This is a genomic window from Pseudomonas sp. BF-B-26 (genome assembly GCF_019956495.1).
Classification (GTDB): domain Bacteria; phylum Pseudomonadota; class Gammaproteobacteria; order Pseudomonadales; family Pseudomonadaceae; genus Aquipseudomonas.
In genome coordinates this window covers 1-15,858 of the sequence record NZ_JAHBDP010000054.1, presented here as the reverse complement: position 1 = coordinate 15,858, position 15,858 = coordinate 1, and the positions used below count along the sequence as shown (strand labels likewise).

13 protein-coding genes are annotated in these 15,858 nt (G+C 60.4%); 5 read left to right on the top strand and 8 right to left on the bottom strand.

The window, feature by feature from the left end; translation table 11 throughout:
• Positions 1–8: 8 nt before the first annotated feature.
• The 5 genes from KGB03_RS04805 to KGB03_RS04785 form a co-directional block, all read right to left on the bottom strand.
• A complete protein-coding gene (locus KGB03_RS04805) occupies positions 9–1,028 on the bottom strand; it encodes a branched-chain amino acid aminotransferase (protein WP_111452205.1) in 1,020 nt (339 codons plus the stop codon).
• Positions 1,029–1,316: 288 nt separating this feature from the next.
• Positions 1,317–2,699, bottom strand: coding sequence for a dihydrolipoyl dehydrogenase (gene lpdA / locus KGB03_RS04800; RefSeq protein ID WP_223526469.1), 1,383 nt, complete (start codon positions 2,697–2,699; stop codon positions 1,317–1,319).
• Between the two features lie 11 nt (positions 2,700–2,710).
• A complete protein-coding gene (locus KGB03_RS04795) occupies positions 2,711–3,988 on the bottom strand; it encodes a dihydrolipoamide acetyltransferase family protein (RefSeq protein WP_223526468.1) in 1,278 nt (425 codons plus the stop codon).
• Positions 3,989–5,047 carry an alpha-ketoacid dehydrogenase subunit beta gene (locus KGB03_RS04790; RefSeq protein WP_033054499.1) on the bottom strand — a complete coding sequence of 353 codons (1,059 nt, stop codon included), beginning with the start codon at positions 5,045–5,047 and terminating at the stop codon, positions 3,989–3,991.
• A gap of 1 nt (position 5,048) precedes the next feature.
• Complete coding sequence (locus KGB03_RS04785; RefSeq protein ID WP_192409545.1) at positions 5,049–6,284, bottom strand: 3-methyl-2-oxobutanoate dehydrogenase (2-methylpropanoyl-transferring) subunit alpha; 1,236 nt, start codon at positions 6,282–6,284, stop codon at positions 5,049–5,051.
• A 185-nt stretch (positions 6,285–6,469) separates the two neighbouring features.
• Between KGB03_RS04785 and bkdR the strand changes: the two genes are divergently transcribed.
• The gene (gene bkdR, locus KGB03_RS04780) at positions 6,470–6,958 is read left to right on the top strand and encodes a Bkd operon transcriptional regulator BkdR (protein ID WP_008005367.1); all 489 of its coding nucleotides are present in this window, start codon (positions 6,470–6,472) and stop codon (positions 6,956–6,958) included.
• A 92-nt stretch (positions 6,959–7,050) separates the two neighbouring features.
• Here the strand turns inward: bkdR and KGB03_RS04775 are convergent, their stop codons facing one another.
• Positions 7,051–7,914 (bottom strand): MBL fold metallo-hydrolase, encoded by an 864-nt coding sequence (locus KGB03_RS04775; RefSeq protein WP_223526467.1) that lies wholly within the window; start codon positions 7,912–7,914, stop codon positions 7,051–7,053.
• Positions 7,915–8,075: 161 nt separating this feature from the next.
• On the opposite strand from KGB03_RS04775, the gene KGB03_RS04770 reads away from it, so the two are divergent.
• The 4 genes from KGB03_RS04770 (at position 8,076) to nahK (ending at position 14,272) form a co-directional block, all read left to right on the top strand.
• Positions 8,076–8,882, top strand: a complete 807-nt coding sequence (locus tag KGB03_RS04770) for a sulfite exporter TauE/SafE family protein (RefSeq protein ID WP_111452209.1) — start codon at positions 8,076–8,078, stop codon at positions 8,880–8,882.
• Positions 8,883–9,091: 209 nt separating this feature from the next.
• On the top strand, positions 9,092–10,276 hold the full coding sequence (locus tag KGB03_RS04765) for a porin (protein WP_111452210.1): 1,185 nt from the start codon (positions 9,092–9,094) through the stop codon (positions 10,274–10,276).
• Between the two features lie 269 nt (positions 10,277–10,545).
• Positions 10,546–11,709 (top strand): nitric oxide-sensing protein NosP, encoded by a 1,164-nt coding sequence (gene nosP, locus KGB03_RS04760; protein WP_111452212.1) that lies wholly within the window; start codon positions 10,546–10,548, stop codon positions 11,707–11,709.
• A complete protein-coding gene (nahK, locus tag KGB03_RS04755; RefSeq protein WP_223526513.1) occupies positions 11,678–14,272 on the top strand; it encodes a hybrid sensor histidine kinase/response regulator NahK/ErcS' in 2,595 nt (864 codons plus the stop codon). The genes nosP and nahK overlap by 32 nt, the downstream gene beginning before the upstream one ends.
• Before the next feature lie 128 nt (positions 14,273–14,400).
• Here the strand turns inward: nahK and KGB03_RS04750 are convergent, their stop codons facing one another.
• Together KGB03_RS04750 and KGB03_RS04745 are read right to left on the bottom strand one after the other, a co-directional pair.
• Positions 14,401–15,063, bottom strand: a complete 663-nt coding sequence (locus KGB03_RS04750) for a response regulator transcription factor (RefSeq protein WP_074876021.1) — start codon at positions 15,061–15,063, stop codon at positions 14,401–14,403.
• A gap of 56 nt (positions 15,064–15,119) precedes the next feature.
• Positions 15,120–15,677 (bottom strand): PQQ-dependent catabolism-associated CXXCW motif protein, encoded by a 558-nt coding sequence (locus KGB03_RS04745; protein WP_223526466.1) that lies wholly within the window; start codon positions 15,675–15,677, stop codon positions 15,120–15,122.
• Positions 15,678–15,858 lie beyond the last annotated feature (181 nt).

Genomic DNA, 15,858 nt, shown 5'->3' with positions numbered 1-15,858 from the left:
CCGTCAAATCAAACCTTGACGATCCAGCCCGCTGGCGCTTCGATGTCGCCGGTCTGTACACCGGTCAGCTCTTTGTAGAGCTTCTGGGTGACCGGGCCGACTTCGGTTTCGCTGTGGAACACGTGCAGTTTGTCTTTGTAGCTGATGCCGCCGATCGGTGTGATCACTGCGGCAGTACCGCAAGCACCGGCTTCCTTGAAGTCGGACAGCTTGTCGATGAACACGTCGCCTTCGACCACTTCCAGGCCCAGACGCGTTTTGGCCAGCTCGATCAACGACAGACGGGTGATGCCCGGCAGGACGGACGGCGAGTTCGGGGTGACGAACTTGTTGTCGTGGGTGATCCCGAAGAAGTTGGCCGAGCCGACTTCTTCGATTTTCGTGTGGGTCATCGGGTCCAGGTAAATGCAGTCGGCGAAGTGGGCTTTCTTGGCCTGGGAACCTGGCATCAGGCTGGCCGCGTAGTTACCACCGACCTTGGCGGCACCGGTGCCTTGTGGGGCGGCGCGGTCGTAGCTGGAGATCAGGAAGTTGTGCGGGGTCAGGCCGCCCTTGAAGTAGGCACCGACCGGAATGGCGAAGATCGAGAAGATGAACTCGGGCGCGGTACGCACGCCGATGTTGTCACCCACGCCGATCACGAACGGACGCAGGTACAGCGCGCCGCCGGTGCCGTAAGGCGGGATGAAACGCTCGTTGGCGCGGACCACTTCCTTGCAGGCTTCGACGAACTGCTCGGTGGACACGTGTGGCATCAGCAGGCGCGCGCAGCTGCGTTGCATGCGGGCGGCGTTCTGGTCCGGGCGGAACAGGTTGATCGAACCGTCCTTGCAACGATAGGCCTTCAGCCCTTCGAAGCATTGCTGGCCATAGTGAAGGGCAGTGGAACCTTCGCTGATGTGCAGCACATTGTCTTCGGTCAGGGTGCCTTTGTCCCACTCGCCATTACGCCAGTGCGACAGATAGCGCTTGTCTGTCTTGATGTAGTCAAAACCCAACTTGTCCCAATTGATGCTTTCGTTACCCATGACACCCTCTATCGCTTAACAACCGCCGAAACGGTTCAAGGCTTCTGACGTTTTTCTGGATGGGGACAACAATACTTCATTCCGAGACCATTTCGCAGCCCGGACTATCGGCTCGCTCATTAAATTTGCCGCCGATTACTTATCGTTCGAAATCCTGTGGCGAGGGAGCTTGCTCCCGCTCGGCTGCGAAGCAGTCGTAAATCCAGACAACACGGTGTGTCTGGAAGTCAGCAGGGGGCCGCTTCGCAGCCCAGCGGGAGCAAGCTCCCTCGCCACAGTTGACCGCGTTTACAGGTGCAGCGCGTGACCAAGAGCTCGCAACGCCGCTTCCTGTACCGCTTCGCCGAGCGTTGGATGCGCGTGGATGGTGCCGGCAATGTCTTCCAGCCGGGCGCCCATTTCCAGGCTTTGACCGAACGCCGTCGACAATTCCGACACACCCACACCGACCGCCTGCCAGCCAACAATCACATGATTGTCACGTCGCGCTACGACCCGTACGAAACCGCTTTTCGATTCCAGCGTCATCGCCCGACCATTGGCGGCGAACGGGAAGCTGGAAACGATGCAGTCCAGACCCGCCGCCTTGACGTCGTCCGGGGTCTTGCCGACCACCACCAGTTCCGGGTCGGTAAAGCACACGGCGGCGATGGCGGTGGGGTTGAACTCGCGGTATTTACCGCTGATCAGTTCGGCCACCATCTCGCCCTGAGCCATGGCCCGGTGCGCGAGCATCGGTTCGCCACTCACGTCGCCAATGGCATACACGTTGCGCATGCTGGTCTGACAGCGGTTGTCGATCTTGATCGCCGAGCCGTTCATGTCCAGGTTCAAACCTTCGAGGTTCCAGCCCTGGGTGTTCGGTTTGCGGCCGACGGCCACCAGTACCTGATCGGTTTCGAGGTTGAAGGTGTCGCCATTCGGGTCAAGAACTTGCAGTGTATTACTAAGAGAATCAAAGCCTTGAACGCTGTGCTTCAAGTAAAGCTTCATGCCGAGTTTTTTCAACTCGTCATGCACGGGCTGCGTCAGTTCGGCGTCGTAGGCCGGCAGGATGCGATCCTGAGCCTCGACCACGCTGACCTCGGCACCGAGCTTGCGATAGGCAATCCCCAGCTCCAGACCGATGTAACCGCCACCGACCACGATCAGCCGTTTCGGCACGGACGTCGGCGCCAGGGCTTCGGTGGAGGAGATGATCGGGCCGCCAATCGGCAGCATCGGCAGGTTCACGCTTTTCGAGCCGGTGGCCAGCACCAGGTGCTCGCACTGAATGCGTGTGTTGCCGACTTCTACGGTTTTACCATCAATGACTTTCGCAAAACCCTGAATAACCTGGATTTTGTTCTTTTTCAGCAGCGCCGAAACGCCCGTGGTCAGGCGATCAACGATGCCGTCCTTCCACTCGACACTCTTGCTGATATCGAGGGTCGGCGCTGACACGCTGATGCCCAGCGCCGAGTGCTGGCTGTGATGCTGGGTCTGGTGAAACTGTTCGGCGACGTGGATCAACGCCTTGGACGGAATGCAGCCGATGTTCAGGCACGTGCCGCCCAGTGATTCGCCTTCCACCAGAATGGTCGAAATGCCCAGCTGGCCGGCACGAATCGCCGTCACATAACCGCCGGGGCCGCCGCCGATGATCAGCAGCGTGGTGTTCAGAGTTTGCATGCCTGCTCCAGTTAAAAAGAGTCCACAAACAGGGTGGCGGGTTGTTCGAGCAAGCCACGGATGGCCTGGATGAATTGCGCCGCGTCCATGCCATCGACCACGCGGTGATCGAAGGAGCTGGAGAGGTTCATCATCTTGCGAATCACGATCTGGCCTTTGACGACCATCGGGCGTTCGACGATTTTGTTGACGCCCACGATCGCCACTTCCGGCAGGTTCAGCACCGGGGTGCTGACGATACCGCCCAAGGCGCCGAGGCTGGTCAGGGTGATGGTCGAACCGGACAATTCATCGCGGCTGGCCTTGCCAGTGCGGGCAGCGGTAGCGAGGCGAGAAATTTCCTGAGCGCTGTCCCACAAGCTGCGGGTTTCGGCGTGACGGACCACCGGCACCATCAAACCAATCTCGGCTTGGGTGGCGATGCCCACGTGCACGGCGCCGAGGCGGGTGATGACCTGGGCTTCGTCGTCGTAACGGGCGTTGATCTGCGGGAAGTCGCGCAGGGCAACAACCAGAGCGCGGACCAGGAACGGCAGCAAGGTCAGCTTACCGCGGGTTGCACCGTGTTTTTCATTCAGATGAGCGCGCAGTTCTTCCACGGCGGTGACGTCGATTTCTTCGACGTAACTGAAGTGAGCGGCGCGCTGAGTGGCGTCCTGCATGCGCTGGGCGATCTTGCGGCGCATGCCGATGACCGGGATTTGCTCTTCGTCGTTGCGCTGGGCGTAAGCAGCGGCAGCGGTTGATTGCGGCTGCTGACCCTGAGCCAGATAGGCCTCGAGGTCTTCGTGCAGCACCCGACCGGCAGGGCCGGTGCCACGCACCAGACGCAACTGGATGCCGAGGTCCAGCGCATGTTTGCGCACGGCCGGGGAGGCCAGCGGACGTTCATCCGCTTCGCGAGCGACCATTGGGCCCTGGCATACGACCGCTCGCGGCGCTGCAGCGGCGACCGGTTTGCTTTCAACAGCGGCGGCAACTTTCGGCGCCGCCATCGGTGCTTCTTTAACAGGTGCAGGCTGAGCGGACTCTTTAACGTTGCCCGCGCCTTCGACTTCAATGCTGATCAGGATGCTGCCAACCGCCATGACTTCGCCAGGCTGTCCGCCCAGCGCAATCACCTTGCCGTTCACCGGCGACGGGATGTCGACCATCGCCTTGTCGGTCATGACATCGGCCAGTACCTGATCTTCGACGACCATGTCGCCGACCTTGACGTGCCACTGAGACAGTTCAACTTCTGCAATGCCTTCACCAATGTCCGGCATTTTAATAACGTGCGTGCCCATTCAGACCTCCATAACCCGATGCAAAGCCGCGCCCACTCGGGACGGACCAGGGAAATACGCCCACTCTTGTGCGTGCGGGTAGGGAGTGTCCCAACCGGTGACGCGCTCGATAGGCGCTTCCAGGTAGTGGAAGCAGTGCTCTTGCACCAGGGCGACCAGTTCGGCGCCGAAACCGCAGGTGCGGGTCGCTTCGTGAACGATCACGCAGCGGCCGGTTTTCTTCACTGACTTGACGATGGTGTCCAGGTCCAGCGGCCACAAGCTGCGCAGGTCGATGACTTCAGCGTCGATGCCGGTTTCTTCAGCCGCCACTTGCGACACATAAACCGTGGTGCCGTACGTCAGGATGGTCACGTCCTTGCCCGGACGGGTGATCGCGGCGACGTCCAGCGGCACGGTGTAGTAACCGTCCGGAACTTGTGCGGCCGGGTGTTTCGACCACGGGGTCACCGGGCGTTCGTGGTGACCGTCGAACGGGCCGTTGTACAGGCGTTTTGGCTCGAGGAAGATCACCGGGTCATCGTTTTCGATGGAGGCGATCAACAAACCTTTGGCGTCGTAAGGGTTGGACGGCATGACCGTGCGCAAACCGCAGACCTGGGTGAACATCGCCTCAATACTTTGGCTGTGGGTCTGGCCGCCGTAGATGCCGCCGCCGCAAGGCATGCGCAGGGTCATCGGTGCGGTGAACTCGCCGGCCGAGCGATAGCGCAGGCGGGCGGCTTCGGAAATGATCTGGTCCGATGCAGGGTAAACGTAATCGGCGAACTGAATCTCGGCCACCGGCCGCAGACCATAAGCACCCATACCGACGGCGACGCCGACGATGCCGCTTTCGGAGATCGGCGCATCGAATACGCGGGAGGTGCCGTACTTGTTCTGCAGGCCTTCGGTGCAACGGAACACGCCGCCGAAGTAGCCAACGTCCTGGCCGAACACCACGACATTGTCGTCACGCTCAAGCATCACATCCATGGCCGAGCGCAGGGCCTGGATCATGGTCATGGTGGTCGTGGTCATGGCGGTTTCCAACTCGATTTTGTTGTTGTGATCGTTCATGTCAGATCCCCAACTCTTGACGCTGGCGCTTCAAGTGCTCCGGCATCTCTTTGTAGACGTCTTCGAACATGGTCGCGGCGCTCGGAATCTGGCCGCCGGCGAGGGTGCCGTACTGCTCGGCTTCTTTCTGCGCGGCGATCACTTCGGCTTCCAGTTCGGCGCTGACGGCGACGTGTTCCTCTTCGGACCAGTGACCGATTTTCACCAGGTGCTGCTTCAGACGCGCAATCGGGTCGCCCAACGGGAAGTAGCTCCAGTCGTCAGCAGGACGGTATTTGGACGGATCATCAGAAGTCGAGTGCGGACCGGCGCGGTAGGTAACCCATTCGATCATGGTCGGGCCGAGGTTGCGGCGGGCGCGTTCGGCGGCCCAGGCAGAGGCGGCGTAGACCGCGACGAAATCGTTGCCATCGACCCGCAGGGAGGCAATGCCGCAACCGACGCCACGGCCGGCAAACGTAGTGGCTTCACCGCCGGCAATCGCCTGGAACGTGGAGATTGCCCACTGGTTGTTGACCACGTTGAGGATCACTGGCGCACGGTAAACGTGGGCGAAGGTGAGGGCGGTGTGGAAGTCGGATTCAGCGGTGGCGCCGTCGCCGATCCAGGCCGAGGCGATTTTGGTGTCGCCCTTGATCGCCGAGGCCATGCCCCAGCCTACTGCCTGGACGAACTGGGTGGCGAGGTTGCCGGAAATGGTGAAGAAGCCATAGTCTTTGACCGAATACATGATCGGCAGCTGACGTCCCTTGAGCGGATCACGCTCGTTGGACAGCAGTTGGCAGATCAGGTCCACCAGCGGCACTTCGCGCGCCATCAGGATGCTTTGCTGGCGGTACGTCGGGAAGCACATGTCATCGACGTTCAACGCCAGGGCCTGGCCGCTGCCGATGGCTTCTTCGCCAAGGCTCTGCATGTAGAACGACATTTTTTTCTGACGCTGGGCGACCACCATGCGGTTGTCATAAATCCGCGTCTTGAGCATGGCGCGCATGCCTTTGCGCAGGATCTCGGACGGCACGCCTTCAGCCCAAGGACCGAGGGCATTGCCCTCGTCATCGAGCACGCGAATCAGGCCCTTGGCCAGATCAGCGGTGTCGGCCGGTTCAACGTCGATTGGGGGTTTGCGCACCGTGCCGGCGTCGGTCAGACGCAGGTAGGAGAAGTCGGTTTTGCAGCCAGGACGGCCCGATGGTTCGGGAACGTGCAGATGCAGCGGTTCGTACGCTTGGTTCATGGCTTCTACGCTCGATCTTGTGAATTTTTTGTAGTGAGCTGACCGTCATTCTTCGATGAAAGAAATCTTGTCCTACAACAATCATAGGCCGGGCCAAGAAGAATATTTCTCTCTGTTTCGTTGCGCTGGCGATCATTTGAGGATAAAAAATCTGCATAAACATAAAAAACAGGTGGTTTTGTCTCATGCGCAAACTGGACCGTACCGATATCGGCATTTTGAACAGCCTTCAGGAGAACGCGCGCATCACCAACGCCGACCTCGCACGCTCGGTCAACCTGTCGCCAACCCCGTGCTTCAACCGGGTCAAGGCGATGGAAGAATTGGGCTTGATTCGTGAGCAAGTGACCCTGCTGGATGCCGATTTGCTGGGGCTGCATGTGAACGTGTTCATTCACGTAAGTCTGGAAAAACAGGTGGAGGAGGCGTTGCAGCATTTCGAGGAGGCGATCTCGGATCGCCCGGAAGTCATGGAGTGCTATTTGATGGCCGGCGACCCGGACTATTTGATCCGGGTGCTGGTGCCGACTATTCAGTCGCTGGAGCGTTTCATGATGGACTTCCTCACCAAAGTCCCCGGCGTCGCCAACATCCGTTCGAGCTTTGCGCTCAAGCAAGTGCGCTATAAAACCGCGCTGCCGTTGCCGGCCAACGGATTGACCCTCAACAACTAAACGCAAATCCCCTGTCGCAGCTGTCGTTGTGGCGAGGGGATTTATCCCCTCGCCACAACGACAGTTGCTACGGAGCGGGGGAACGATCGAACTCAGAGTTTATTCAGGGGGATCTTCAAGTAAGTAACGCCATTGCCCTCGGCTGGCGGCAAATTCCCCGCCCGCACATTCACCTGGATCGCCGGGAGCAACAGCGTCGGCATGCCCAACCCCGCATCTCGCCGGGTGCGCATGGCGACGAACGCGGTTTCGTCGATGCCGTCATGAATGTGAATGTTGCTTTTGCGCTGTTCGCCCACCGTGCTCATGCACTGCGGTTTACGACCCTCGGGCGGGTAGTCGTGGCAGACATACAGTCGAACGCCGGCAGGGAAGGCCAGCAGTTTGCGAATCGAAGCAAACATCTGGTTGGCGTTGCCGCCGGGAAAGTCGCAGCGCGCGGTGCCCACGTCTGGCATGAACAGCGTATCGCCCACCAGAATCACATCGCTGTCGATCAGATAAGCCATGTCCGCTGGCGTGTGGCCGGGAACATGCAGGGCCGTGGCCTTGAGATTGCCGATCCTGAACGATTCATCCGGCGCGAACAGGTGATCGAACTGCGAACCATCGATACAGAACTCCGGTTCAAGATTGAACAGGGTCTTGAACACCCCTTGAACCTTGCTGATCGACTGACCAATCGCAATCTTTCCGCCCAGTTCCCGCCGCAGATAAGGCGCAGCGGACAGGTGATCGGCATGGGCGTGGGTTTCCAGCAGCCATTGCACCTGCAGCTGATGTTGGCGAACGAAGGCGATGATCTTGTCGGCCTGGGTGGTGGCGGTTCGCCCGGCGGCGGGGTCGTAGTCGAGCACCGGGTCGACGATGGCGCAGTGCCCGCCATCGTGCTCGTAGATGACGTAGCTGTAGGTCGACGAGGCAGGGTCTAAAAAAGCTTCAATCAAGGCGGGCATGGTGGCCGTTTTCTTTTAGGACAAGCCATGAGGGTAGTTTCATTTTCCCTGCGCTGACCAGCCCGCATCCATTCAATTAATGAAAAAAACTGCGCGGGCTCTATCCTGTCAGTCATCGATACCGGGCGTTCCCGGCTTTTTTCGCAGATCACGAGTGTTTTATGTTGCTGGCGAGTTTTTTTGGCGTGGTGATGGGGTTGGTACTCGGTTTGACCGGGGCCGGTGGCGGCATTCTTGCGGTGCCGGCGCTGGTATTGGGGTTGGGTTGGACCATGACGCAAGCCGCGCCGGTCGCATTGTTCGCGGTGGGCAGTGCGGCGGCTGTCGGCGCCATTGACGGGTTGCGCCATGGCCTGGTGCGCTACCGCGCCGCGCTGCTGATCGCCCTGCTGGGGGCGATTTTTTCGCCGATCGGCATCTACTTCGCCCATCAGTTGCCGGAAAAAATCCTGATGATCCTGTTCAGCCTGCTGATGGTCATGGTGGCCTGGCGGATGCTGCGTCGTGAGCGCCAGGACGAAGGTCCAAGCGACCACGGCCACGCCAACTGGGGCCAGAAGAACTGCATGCTCGACCAGCAGACCGGGCGCTTTTCCTGGACCGCCAAGTGCACCGCGACCCTCGCGGCATTGGGCGCGGTGACCGGTGTGGTCTCCGGGCTGCTCGGGGTCGGTGGCGGCTTCCTGATCGTCCCGGCGTTCAAGCAGCTGACCGATGTGCAGATGCGTGGAATCGTCGCCACTTCGTTGATGGTGATCAGCCTGATTTCCGCCATCGGCGTGATCGGCGCGTTTCAGGCCGGGGTGCGAATCGACGGTTTGGGCGTGGCGTTTATCGTCTCGAGCATCGTCGGCATGATCATTGGCCGCAGACTTTGCGCGCGAGTACCGGCCCGGGGATTGCAGATCGGCTTCGCCAGCATCTGTGTCGTGGTCGCCGCTTACATGCTGTTTAGAGCGGGCGTCTAGCCAGTACCGGTTCCTGTGGACGCCAGTCCGTTCCACAGGCGTACACCTTAAGTTCCGGGCCTCGTCGACGGACGGTCTTACACCGAACTTGTCGCGCATCACCGGCCACTCCAAAGCATTTCAAAACCGCCTCCAAGGCAGCGTATGACGCCGCCGGTCAGCTTTCGATAATCGCCTCCGACATCCAGTCCCCCGCTGCGGAGCGCGTCATGCACAACAATAAGAACATCAAGCATCGTTTCTTGCCTGCCTTCATCGCCAGCCTTTCGACCCTCGGTTTGAGCTCGATGGCCCAAGCCGAGATCGTGTTGTACGACAAGGACCAGACCACGTTTTCCACCGACGGCTACATCAACGCCTTCTATGTGAACAGCAAAGTGGACCGTGCCGGCGACCAGTTCGACCGGCGACAGGCGCGGGTGAAGATGGGTTTTCTGCCCAACTATCTGGGCTTCAACATGAGCAAGCAGGTCGACGACCTCAAGCTCGGCGCCCGGTCCTCCTTCTGGGTGACCATCAACGACAGCGAAACCAACGGCACCGACACCGCCATCGACGTGCGGCAGTTCTACGGCACGGTGGCCAACCCGGAGTGGGGCGAAGTGCTGATCGGCAAGGACTTTGGCCTGTTCGCCCGTTCCAACATTCTGCTGGATGAAATGCTCGCCGGTTACGGCCAGGTCAGCGATACCCTGGGGCTGGTGGACGGTGGCGGGGTGTCGTTCGGCAACATCGGCACGGGTTATCCGTACCCGTTCCCGACGTCACAGATCACCTACCGCACGCCGGTGATGGAGGGTTTGCGGGTGGCCGTGGGGATCATGGACCCGGTGGACACCAACGACAGCAGTCCGACAGGCAAGGCTTACCAGGAGAACCCGCGGACCGAGAGCGAGATCACCTATCAGTTCGACCTCGCCGGGGCGAAGATTTACAGCTGGGTCAATGGCAGCTACCAGACGTCGGACAATACCGATTCCACCGTCCAGTCCGTCACCTCCAAAGGCGTCGGCTATGGCGTGCAGGCGAAAATGGGCGGCTTGTCCCTCACCGGCTCCGGCTTCCAGGCCAAGGGCATCAACCCGTTCTTTACCAACAACGCCGGCGAGCCGGTTCTGCGCAACGTCGACAGTGACGGTTACCTGCTGCAGGGCTCCTACAAACTGGGCAAGAACCGCTTGGCCTTGTCTTACGGCAAGACCAACGATGACGGCAATGGCGTGGTCGGCAGCGGCGCGGACTACGAAACCCGCGGCATTGCGCTGTTCCATGACGTCAACGACAACCTCAAGCTGGTGGCCGAGTACAACCAGTTCGCAATCAACGGCCACGACACCAATGCCCAGGACGAAGACACCGACACCTTTGCGGTGGGGGCGGTGCTGACCTGGTAACCCTGTAGCAACGCCGCTCACCTGTGGCGAGGGGACTTGTCCCCGTTGGGTCGTGAAGCGGCCCCCTTCCGGTTGCGCATCGACCGCAGGGGGCCTGCTGCGCAGTCCAACGGGGACAAGTCCCCTCGCCACAAAAGCGTCGGCCATCATGAACTCATTGCAGACTCTCATCCCATCGAAGCGGCTACCCGCTACCCAAGTAGCATACGTCGCAGCTCACAGGCTTCGTACACTCGAACCTCATACATGCGCACCTGCGGGAGGCGAAGATGCAGCAGGTCCAGAGTGAAGGTGTGGTCAGTGCCATGTCCCAGGCCACCGATGCCCAGCAAGTGGCGCAGGAGCTGGCGCGACAACTGTTGCATCCGCACTTGGGTTTCGTGCTGTTCTTCTGTTCCGCCGAGTACGACTTGCAGGCGCTGGGCCAGGCCTTGCAACAAAGCTTCGGCGGCATTCGCCTGGTGGGTTGCACCAGCGCCGGGGAAATCACGCCTTTGGGCTATGGCCGCAACTGCGTGACCGCGGTCGGCTTCGACCACCGGCATTTCTCCATCGACGCCGAACTGATCTGCGAGATGGAGCGCTTCAGCCTGATCGACGCCCAGCAAATGGTCGAGCGCCTGGTCAGTGGCTGTCGCAGCAACACCCTGGCGCCGATCAAGGGCAACAGCTTTGCGCTGACCCTGCTCGATGGCTTGTCCAGCCGTGAAGAAATGGTCCTCGCGGCCCTGAGTGCAGCGTTGGGCGACATCCCGCATTTCGGCGGTTCGGCCGGCGACGACAATTACCTGACCCACACTCACGTCTATTTCAATGGCGAGTTCCACAGCGGCGCGGCCGTGGTGGTGTTGGTCAATACCTGGCTCGACTTTGAAGTCTTCACCACCCACCACATCCTGCCCCGAGCAGAAAAACTGGTGGTCACCGGGGCCGACAGCGCCTCGCGTCGGGTCTTTGAACTCAATGCCGAGCCGGCCGCCGAGGAGTACGCCCGGCACATCGGTGTGCCGGTGGCGGAGCTCGATCACCGGATCTTCGCTGCGCACCCCTTGGCCGTACGGATCAACGATCAATATTACGTGCGGGCGATCCAGCAGGTTCATCCGGACCTGAGCCTGAGTTTCTACTGCGCGGTGGAAAACGGCATCGTCCTCACTGTCATGACGCCCGGCCCGATGCTGCCGAATCTGCAAACCCTGTTCGAAGGCTTGCAGGAGCGCCTCGGCGATCTGTTGCTGACCATCGGCTGTGACTGCTTTCTCAGGCGACTGGAACTGGAAGACGGCGGCCGTCTGGAGCAGATCGGAACGTTTTTGCGTGACCAACGGGTGATGGGTTTCAACACCTACGGAGAACAGTTCAATGGCATGCACATCAACCAGACCTTCACCGGGGTTGCCATTGCCCGAGGCCGGTCCCCTGGACACCGTTGAGCTTCAGGCCCAGATCGCCAGCCTGCAGCGCGACAACCACAAACTGCAGCGCATCAATGGCGCGCTGATCGAGCGGATCGAGTCCGGCATCACCCGCGGCAATGACCCGTACGCGGCGTTCCAGCATTCGGTGGTGCTGGCCGAGCAGGTGCGTGAGCGCACCGACGCCTTGAACCAGGCCATGGCTGAACTCAAGTCAGGCAATCACTTGCTCAGCGAGGCACGCCTGCGGGCGGAAACCGCGCATCAGCATTTGATCGATGCGATCGAGAGCATTTCCGACGCGTTCGTGCTGTTCGATGCGGACCAGCGAATCGTCTTGTTCAATAGCCGCTTCAAGGCGTTCTGGAGCAACAGCCGGGTGCGGATCAACGCCGGCATGCGCCTGGCCGAGGTCAAGCGACTGATGTCCGCCACCGGGCTGTTCACTGAGGAGCCGCGCGGGCATGCCGACGAAAACCTGCTCTATCGCCTGCAGGACGGTCGCTGGTTGCAAGTCAGCGAACGCCCCACCCAGGAAGGCGGGCGGGTGATCCTGTTCACCGACATTACTGACGTCAAACTCAGCGAAACCGTGCGCCGCGAGCAGGCGGTGGCGCAGAAATCCCATTTGTTGCAACGGGCGGTCGATAACCTGTCCCAAGGCGTGGCCATGGTCAACGCCGAGGGCATTCTGGAGTTGTGGAACCGGCGTTTCCTCGAACTCAGCGGCCTGGCCCCGGTGGCGGCCCATCGTCCGTTTGCCGAAGTGATCGGCGACAGCGAGTTGAACCTGCTGACCCCGGCCAGTCGGGATCTGAACGGGCGCCACGTGCAGGAATGCGAGCAGCGCCTCTACGATGGCCGGGTGCTGGAAATCCGCACCCATCCGTTGCCCACCGGCGGTTTCGTCAACACCTTCACCGACATCACCGAACGCTACCAACACGCCGAAGCGCTGAGCGAAAGCGAGCGCTGGATTCGCCTGATTACCGACCATGTGCCGGCGCTGATTGCCTACCTGAATGCCGATCTGGTCTACGAGTTCACCAACAAGGTGTATGAAGAATGGTACTGCTGGCCTCGGGGCGTGATGCTTGGGCAGAGCCTGCGCGAAGTCCACAGCGAACAGCATTACCAGCGCCTGGAAGCCTACGTGGCCCGGGCCCTGGCCGGTGAGAGCGTGACGTTCGAGGTCGCTGAAACCAACATCAACAATCAGGAGCGCTACATGCTGCGCTCCTACGTGCCCAATCGCCTGGCCACCGGGGAAGTGGTGGGGATTTTCGTGTTGATCCGCGACATCACCGAACGCCGCCGCACCGCCGAAGCGCTGCACCAGGCCTATCAGAATCTTGAGTTGCGGGTGCGCGAACGCACGGCGGAACTGACTACGCTCAATGACCAGTTGCTGCGCGAGATCGACGAGCGTCGGCGGGCGGAATCTCGCCTGCGTGAAGCCAAGCTCGAGGCCGAACAGGCCAACCTGTCGAAGACCAAGTTTCTCGCTGCCGTCAGTCATGACCTGCTGCAACCGCTCAATGCTGCGCGGCTGTTTACCAGCGCGTTGCTCGAACGGCGGGAGCCGGTGGCCAATGCCATTTTGGTGCGCAATGTCAGCAATTCCCTGGAAGACGTGGAGAACCTGCTGGGTACGCTGGTCGACATCTCCAAGCTGGATGCCGGGGTGATCAAGGCCGACATTGCGCCGTTTGCCCTGAGCGAATTGCTGGAAAACCTCGCGGCCGAGTACACCCAGGTGGCGCGCAGCGAAGGCCTGGAACTGCATTTCATCCCCTGTTCGGCATTGGTGCGCAGCGACATTCAGTTGCTGGCGCGGATTCTTCGAAATCTGTTGAGCAACGCCATTCGCTACACCTACAGCGGTCGTGTGGTGCTCGGTTGCCGGCGTCAGCACCAGCGCCTGTCGATCGAGGTCTGGGACAGCGGCATGGGCATTGACGAAAACCGCCTCGAGGAGATTTTTCAGGAATTCAAACGCGGTGATGTGCAGCGTCCCGATCAGGATCGCGGTTTGGGCCTGGGTCTGGCGATCGTGGAAAAGATTGCCGGGATTCTCGGTCATCGCATTCATGTGCGTTCATGGCCGGGCAAAGGCTCGATGTTCTCGGTTGAAGTGCCGCTCAGCGCCACGGCACCCAAGGCGCTGCCGAGCTTGCTGATGAGTGAGCCGATGCTCGAGCGTCTGCGTGGGGCGCGGGTGTGGGTGCTGGACAATGACGCAGCCATTTGCGCCGGCATGCGCACGTTGCTCGAAGGGTGGGGGTGTCTGGTGGTCACGGCGCTGTCCGAGGAGGACCTGGCGCGGCAAGTGGACAACTATCACGAAGAAGCCGATTTGCTGATCGCCGACTATCACCTCAATGACGATCAGAACGGCGTCGATGCCGTGGCCCGGATCAACGCCCGTCGCGGCTCGGCGATTCCGGCAATGATGATCACCGCCAACTACAGCAACGAACTCAAACAGCAGATCCGCGAACTGGGCCACACCCTGATGCACAAACCGGTGCGGCCGATGAAGCTCAAGACGGCGATGAGTCATTTGCTCGGCAGGCCTTGAGGCTTCTGGTGCCTGTGCGGGCCTCTTCGCGAGCAAGCCCGCTCCCACAATTGACCGAGGCGACTCAGATCCAATGTGGGAGCGGCGGTGCGACGATTCGACTTGCTCGCGAAGGGGGCAACTCGGTCTCAGCGGCGTAAGTAAGACCCGAAATCAATATCCCCGGCACTCAAAATCGCCTGCACCCGGTTGTGCACATTGAGTTTGCGCAGGATCGCCGAGACGTGGGCCTTGACGGTGGTTTCGGCGATTTCCAGGGTGTAGGCGATCTGTTTGTTCGACTCGCCCTTGGTCATGCGTTCGAGCACCAGCAACTGTTTGCGGGTCAAGGCCTGAAGCAGTTCAGGTGGGAAGCTCGGGGCGTCGTTCATGCGCCTTGTACCGCTTTTTTGCGTGCGGATGATGTCCGGCGGCAAGTAGACATTGCCGTTGAGGATTTGCTGGATGGCTTCGGTCATCTGCACCCGTGGCGAGGATTTGGTGATGAAACCCACCGCGCCATAAGTGATGGCTTGCAGCACGACTTGTTTGTCCTGTTCGGCCGAGACGATCACCACCGGAATGGTCGGTGCCTCGTTGCGCAGGTTGATCAGGCCATTGAGGCCGTGCATGCCGGGCATGTTCAGGTCGAGCAGGATCAGGTCCAGGTCATCATGTTCCTGCGTGAGCACCAGGGCGCTGTCCAGGTCGGCGGTTTCCATCACCTCGCTGCCCGGAAAACCATCGCTGATGACGTTATGAATGGCTTCGCGAAACAGCGGGTGATCGTCGGCAATCAGAATTTTGTACATAGCCTTTCACCTCATTATTTTGATTAGGGTGTGGCAACAACTCGCACGCGTAAAGGTCAGGGGAAGGGCTCTGGCTGGGCGGGTGTTACGGGCAGATTGGCAGCCTGCCAGGCGTCCAGGCCGTCGCGATACCAATACAGAGTCTTATAGCCTATGGCGGCGGCGCGCTTCACGGCGTTCCAGCTCAACCAGCAATCGGAGCGGCAGTAGAAGACCAGCGGTTGCGCGAGATCACCAGCGGTCAATGTATTCAGCTTACGCGCAAAATAGTCCTGCCAGTCGGGTGTCAGGTCACCGTCGCCGGTATTGGCCAGCCAATGGCTGCCGGGGAGGTTTTCGTGGGGTTGGTCCTCGATGAAGCGTCCTTGCAGCCATTGCCGGCGGTAGACGTCGATCAGTACCGGACGCGGTGTTTGGGTCAGCAGGGTTTGCAGGGCGGCGGTATCGATGATGCCGGCGCCCTGTACTTGATTCGGGGTCGGGCTGCGGTACAGGCCGATGCGATAGCCGTCGGCGGAAAACAGCGGTGTTTCGGCCTGCGCGACGCCCAGCAACAGGCTCAGCGATAGCGCAGCGAGAGAAGGGCGCAGCAGACGACGTCGGGCACGCGGCATGGGGTTCAATCCTTATAGTTATGAACCTATTACATGCCAGTCTCGGTGCGATTGGAATGCGACGATAGACAGGAAAACCAGTACTAAAGTAGTAATTTCTCCCTGTTCAACACAAATCCCCTGTGGGAGCGGGCTTGCTCGCGAAGGTGGCTTCACATTCAACATTTACATTGGCTGATAC

Excerpts from the sequence above, each read along its gene's own strand:
- KGB03_RS04775 (WP_223526467.1), bottom strand. The coding sequence starts at position 7,914 with ATGCCCGCCTTGATTGAAGCTTTTTTAGACCCTGCCTCGTCGACCTAC.
- KGB03_RS04750 (WP_074876021.1), bottom strand. The coding sequence starts at position 15,063 with ATGTACAAAATTCTGATTGCCGACGATCACCCGCTGTTTCGCGAAGCC.
- KGB03_RS04805 (WP_111452205.1), bottom strand. The coding sequence starts at position 1,028 with ATGGGTAACGAAAGCATCAATTGGGACAAGTTGGGTTTTGACTACATC.
- nosP (WP_111452212.1), top strand. The coding sequence starts at position 10,546 with ATGCAGCAGGTCCAGAGTGAAGGTGTGGTCAGTGCCATGTCCCAGGCC.
- lpdA (WP_223526469.1), bottom strand. The coding sequence starts at position 2,699 with ATGCAAACTCTGAACACCACGCTGCTGATCATCGGCGGCGGCCCCGGC.
- KGB03_RS04795 (WP_223526468.1), bottom strand. The coding sequence starts at position 3,988 with ATGGGCACGCACGTTATTAAAATGCCGGACATTGGTGAAGGCATTGCA.
- KGB03_RS04745 (WP_223526466.1), bottom strand. The coding sequence starts at position 15,677 with ATGCCGCGTGCCCGACGTCGTCTGCTGCGCCCTTCTCTCGCTGCGCTA.
- KGB03_RS04765 (WP_111452210.1), top strand. The coding sequence starts at position 9,092 with ATGCACAACAATAAGAACATCAAGCATCGTTTCTTGCCTGCCTTCATC.
- KGB03_RS04770 (WP_111452209.1), top strand. The coding sequence starts at position 8,076 with ATGTTGCTGGCGAGTTTTTTTGGCGTGGTGATGGGGTTGGTACTCGGT.
- KGB03_RS04790 (WP_033054499.1), bottom strand. The coding sequence starts at position 5,047 with ATGAACGATCACAACAACAAAATCGAGTTGGAAACCGCCATGACCACG.
- KGB03_RS04785 (WP_192409545.1), bottom strand. The coding sequence starts at position 6,284 with ATGAACCAAGCGTACGAACCGCTGCATCTGCACGTTCCCGAACCATCG.
- bkdR (WP_008005367.1), top strand. The coding sequence starts at position 6,470 with ATGCGCAAACTGGACCGTACCGATATCGGCATTTTGAACAGCCTTCAG.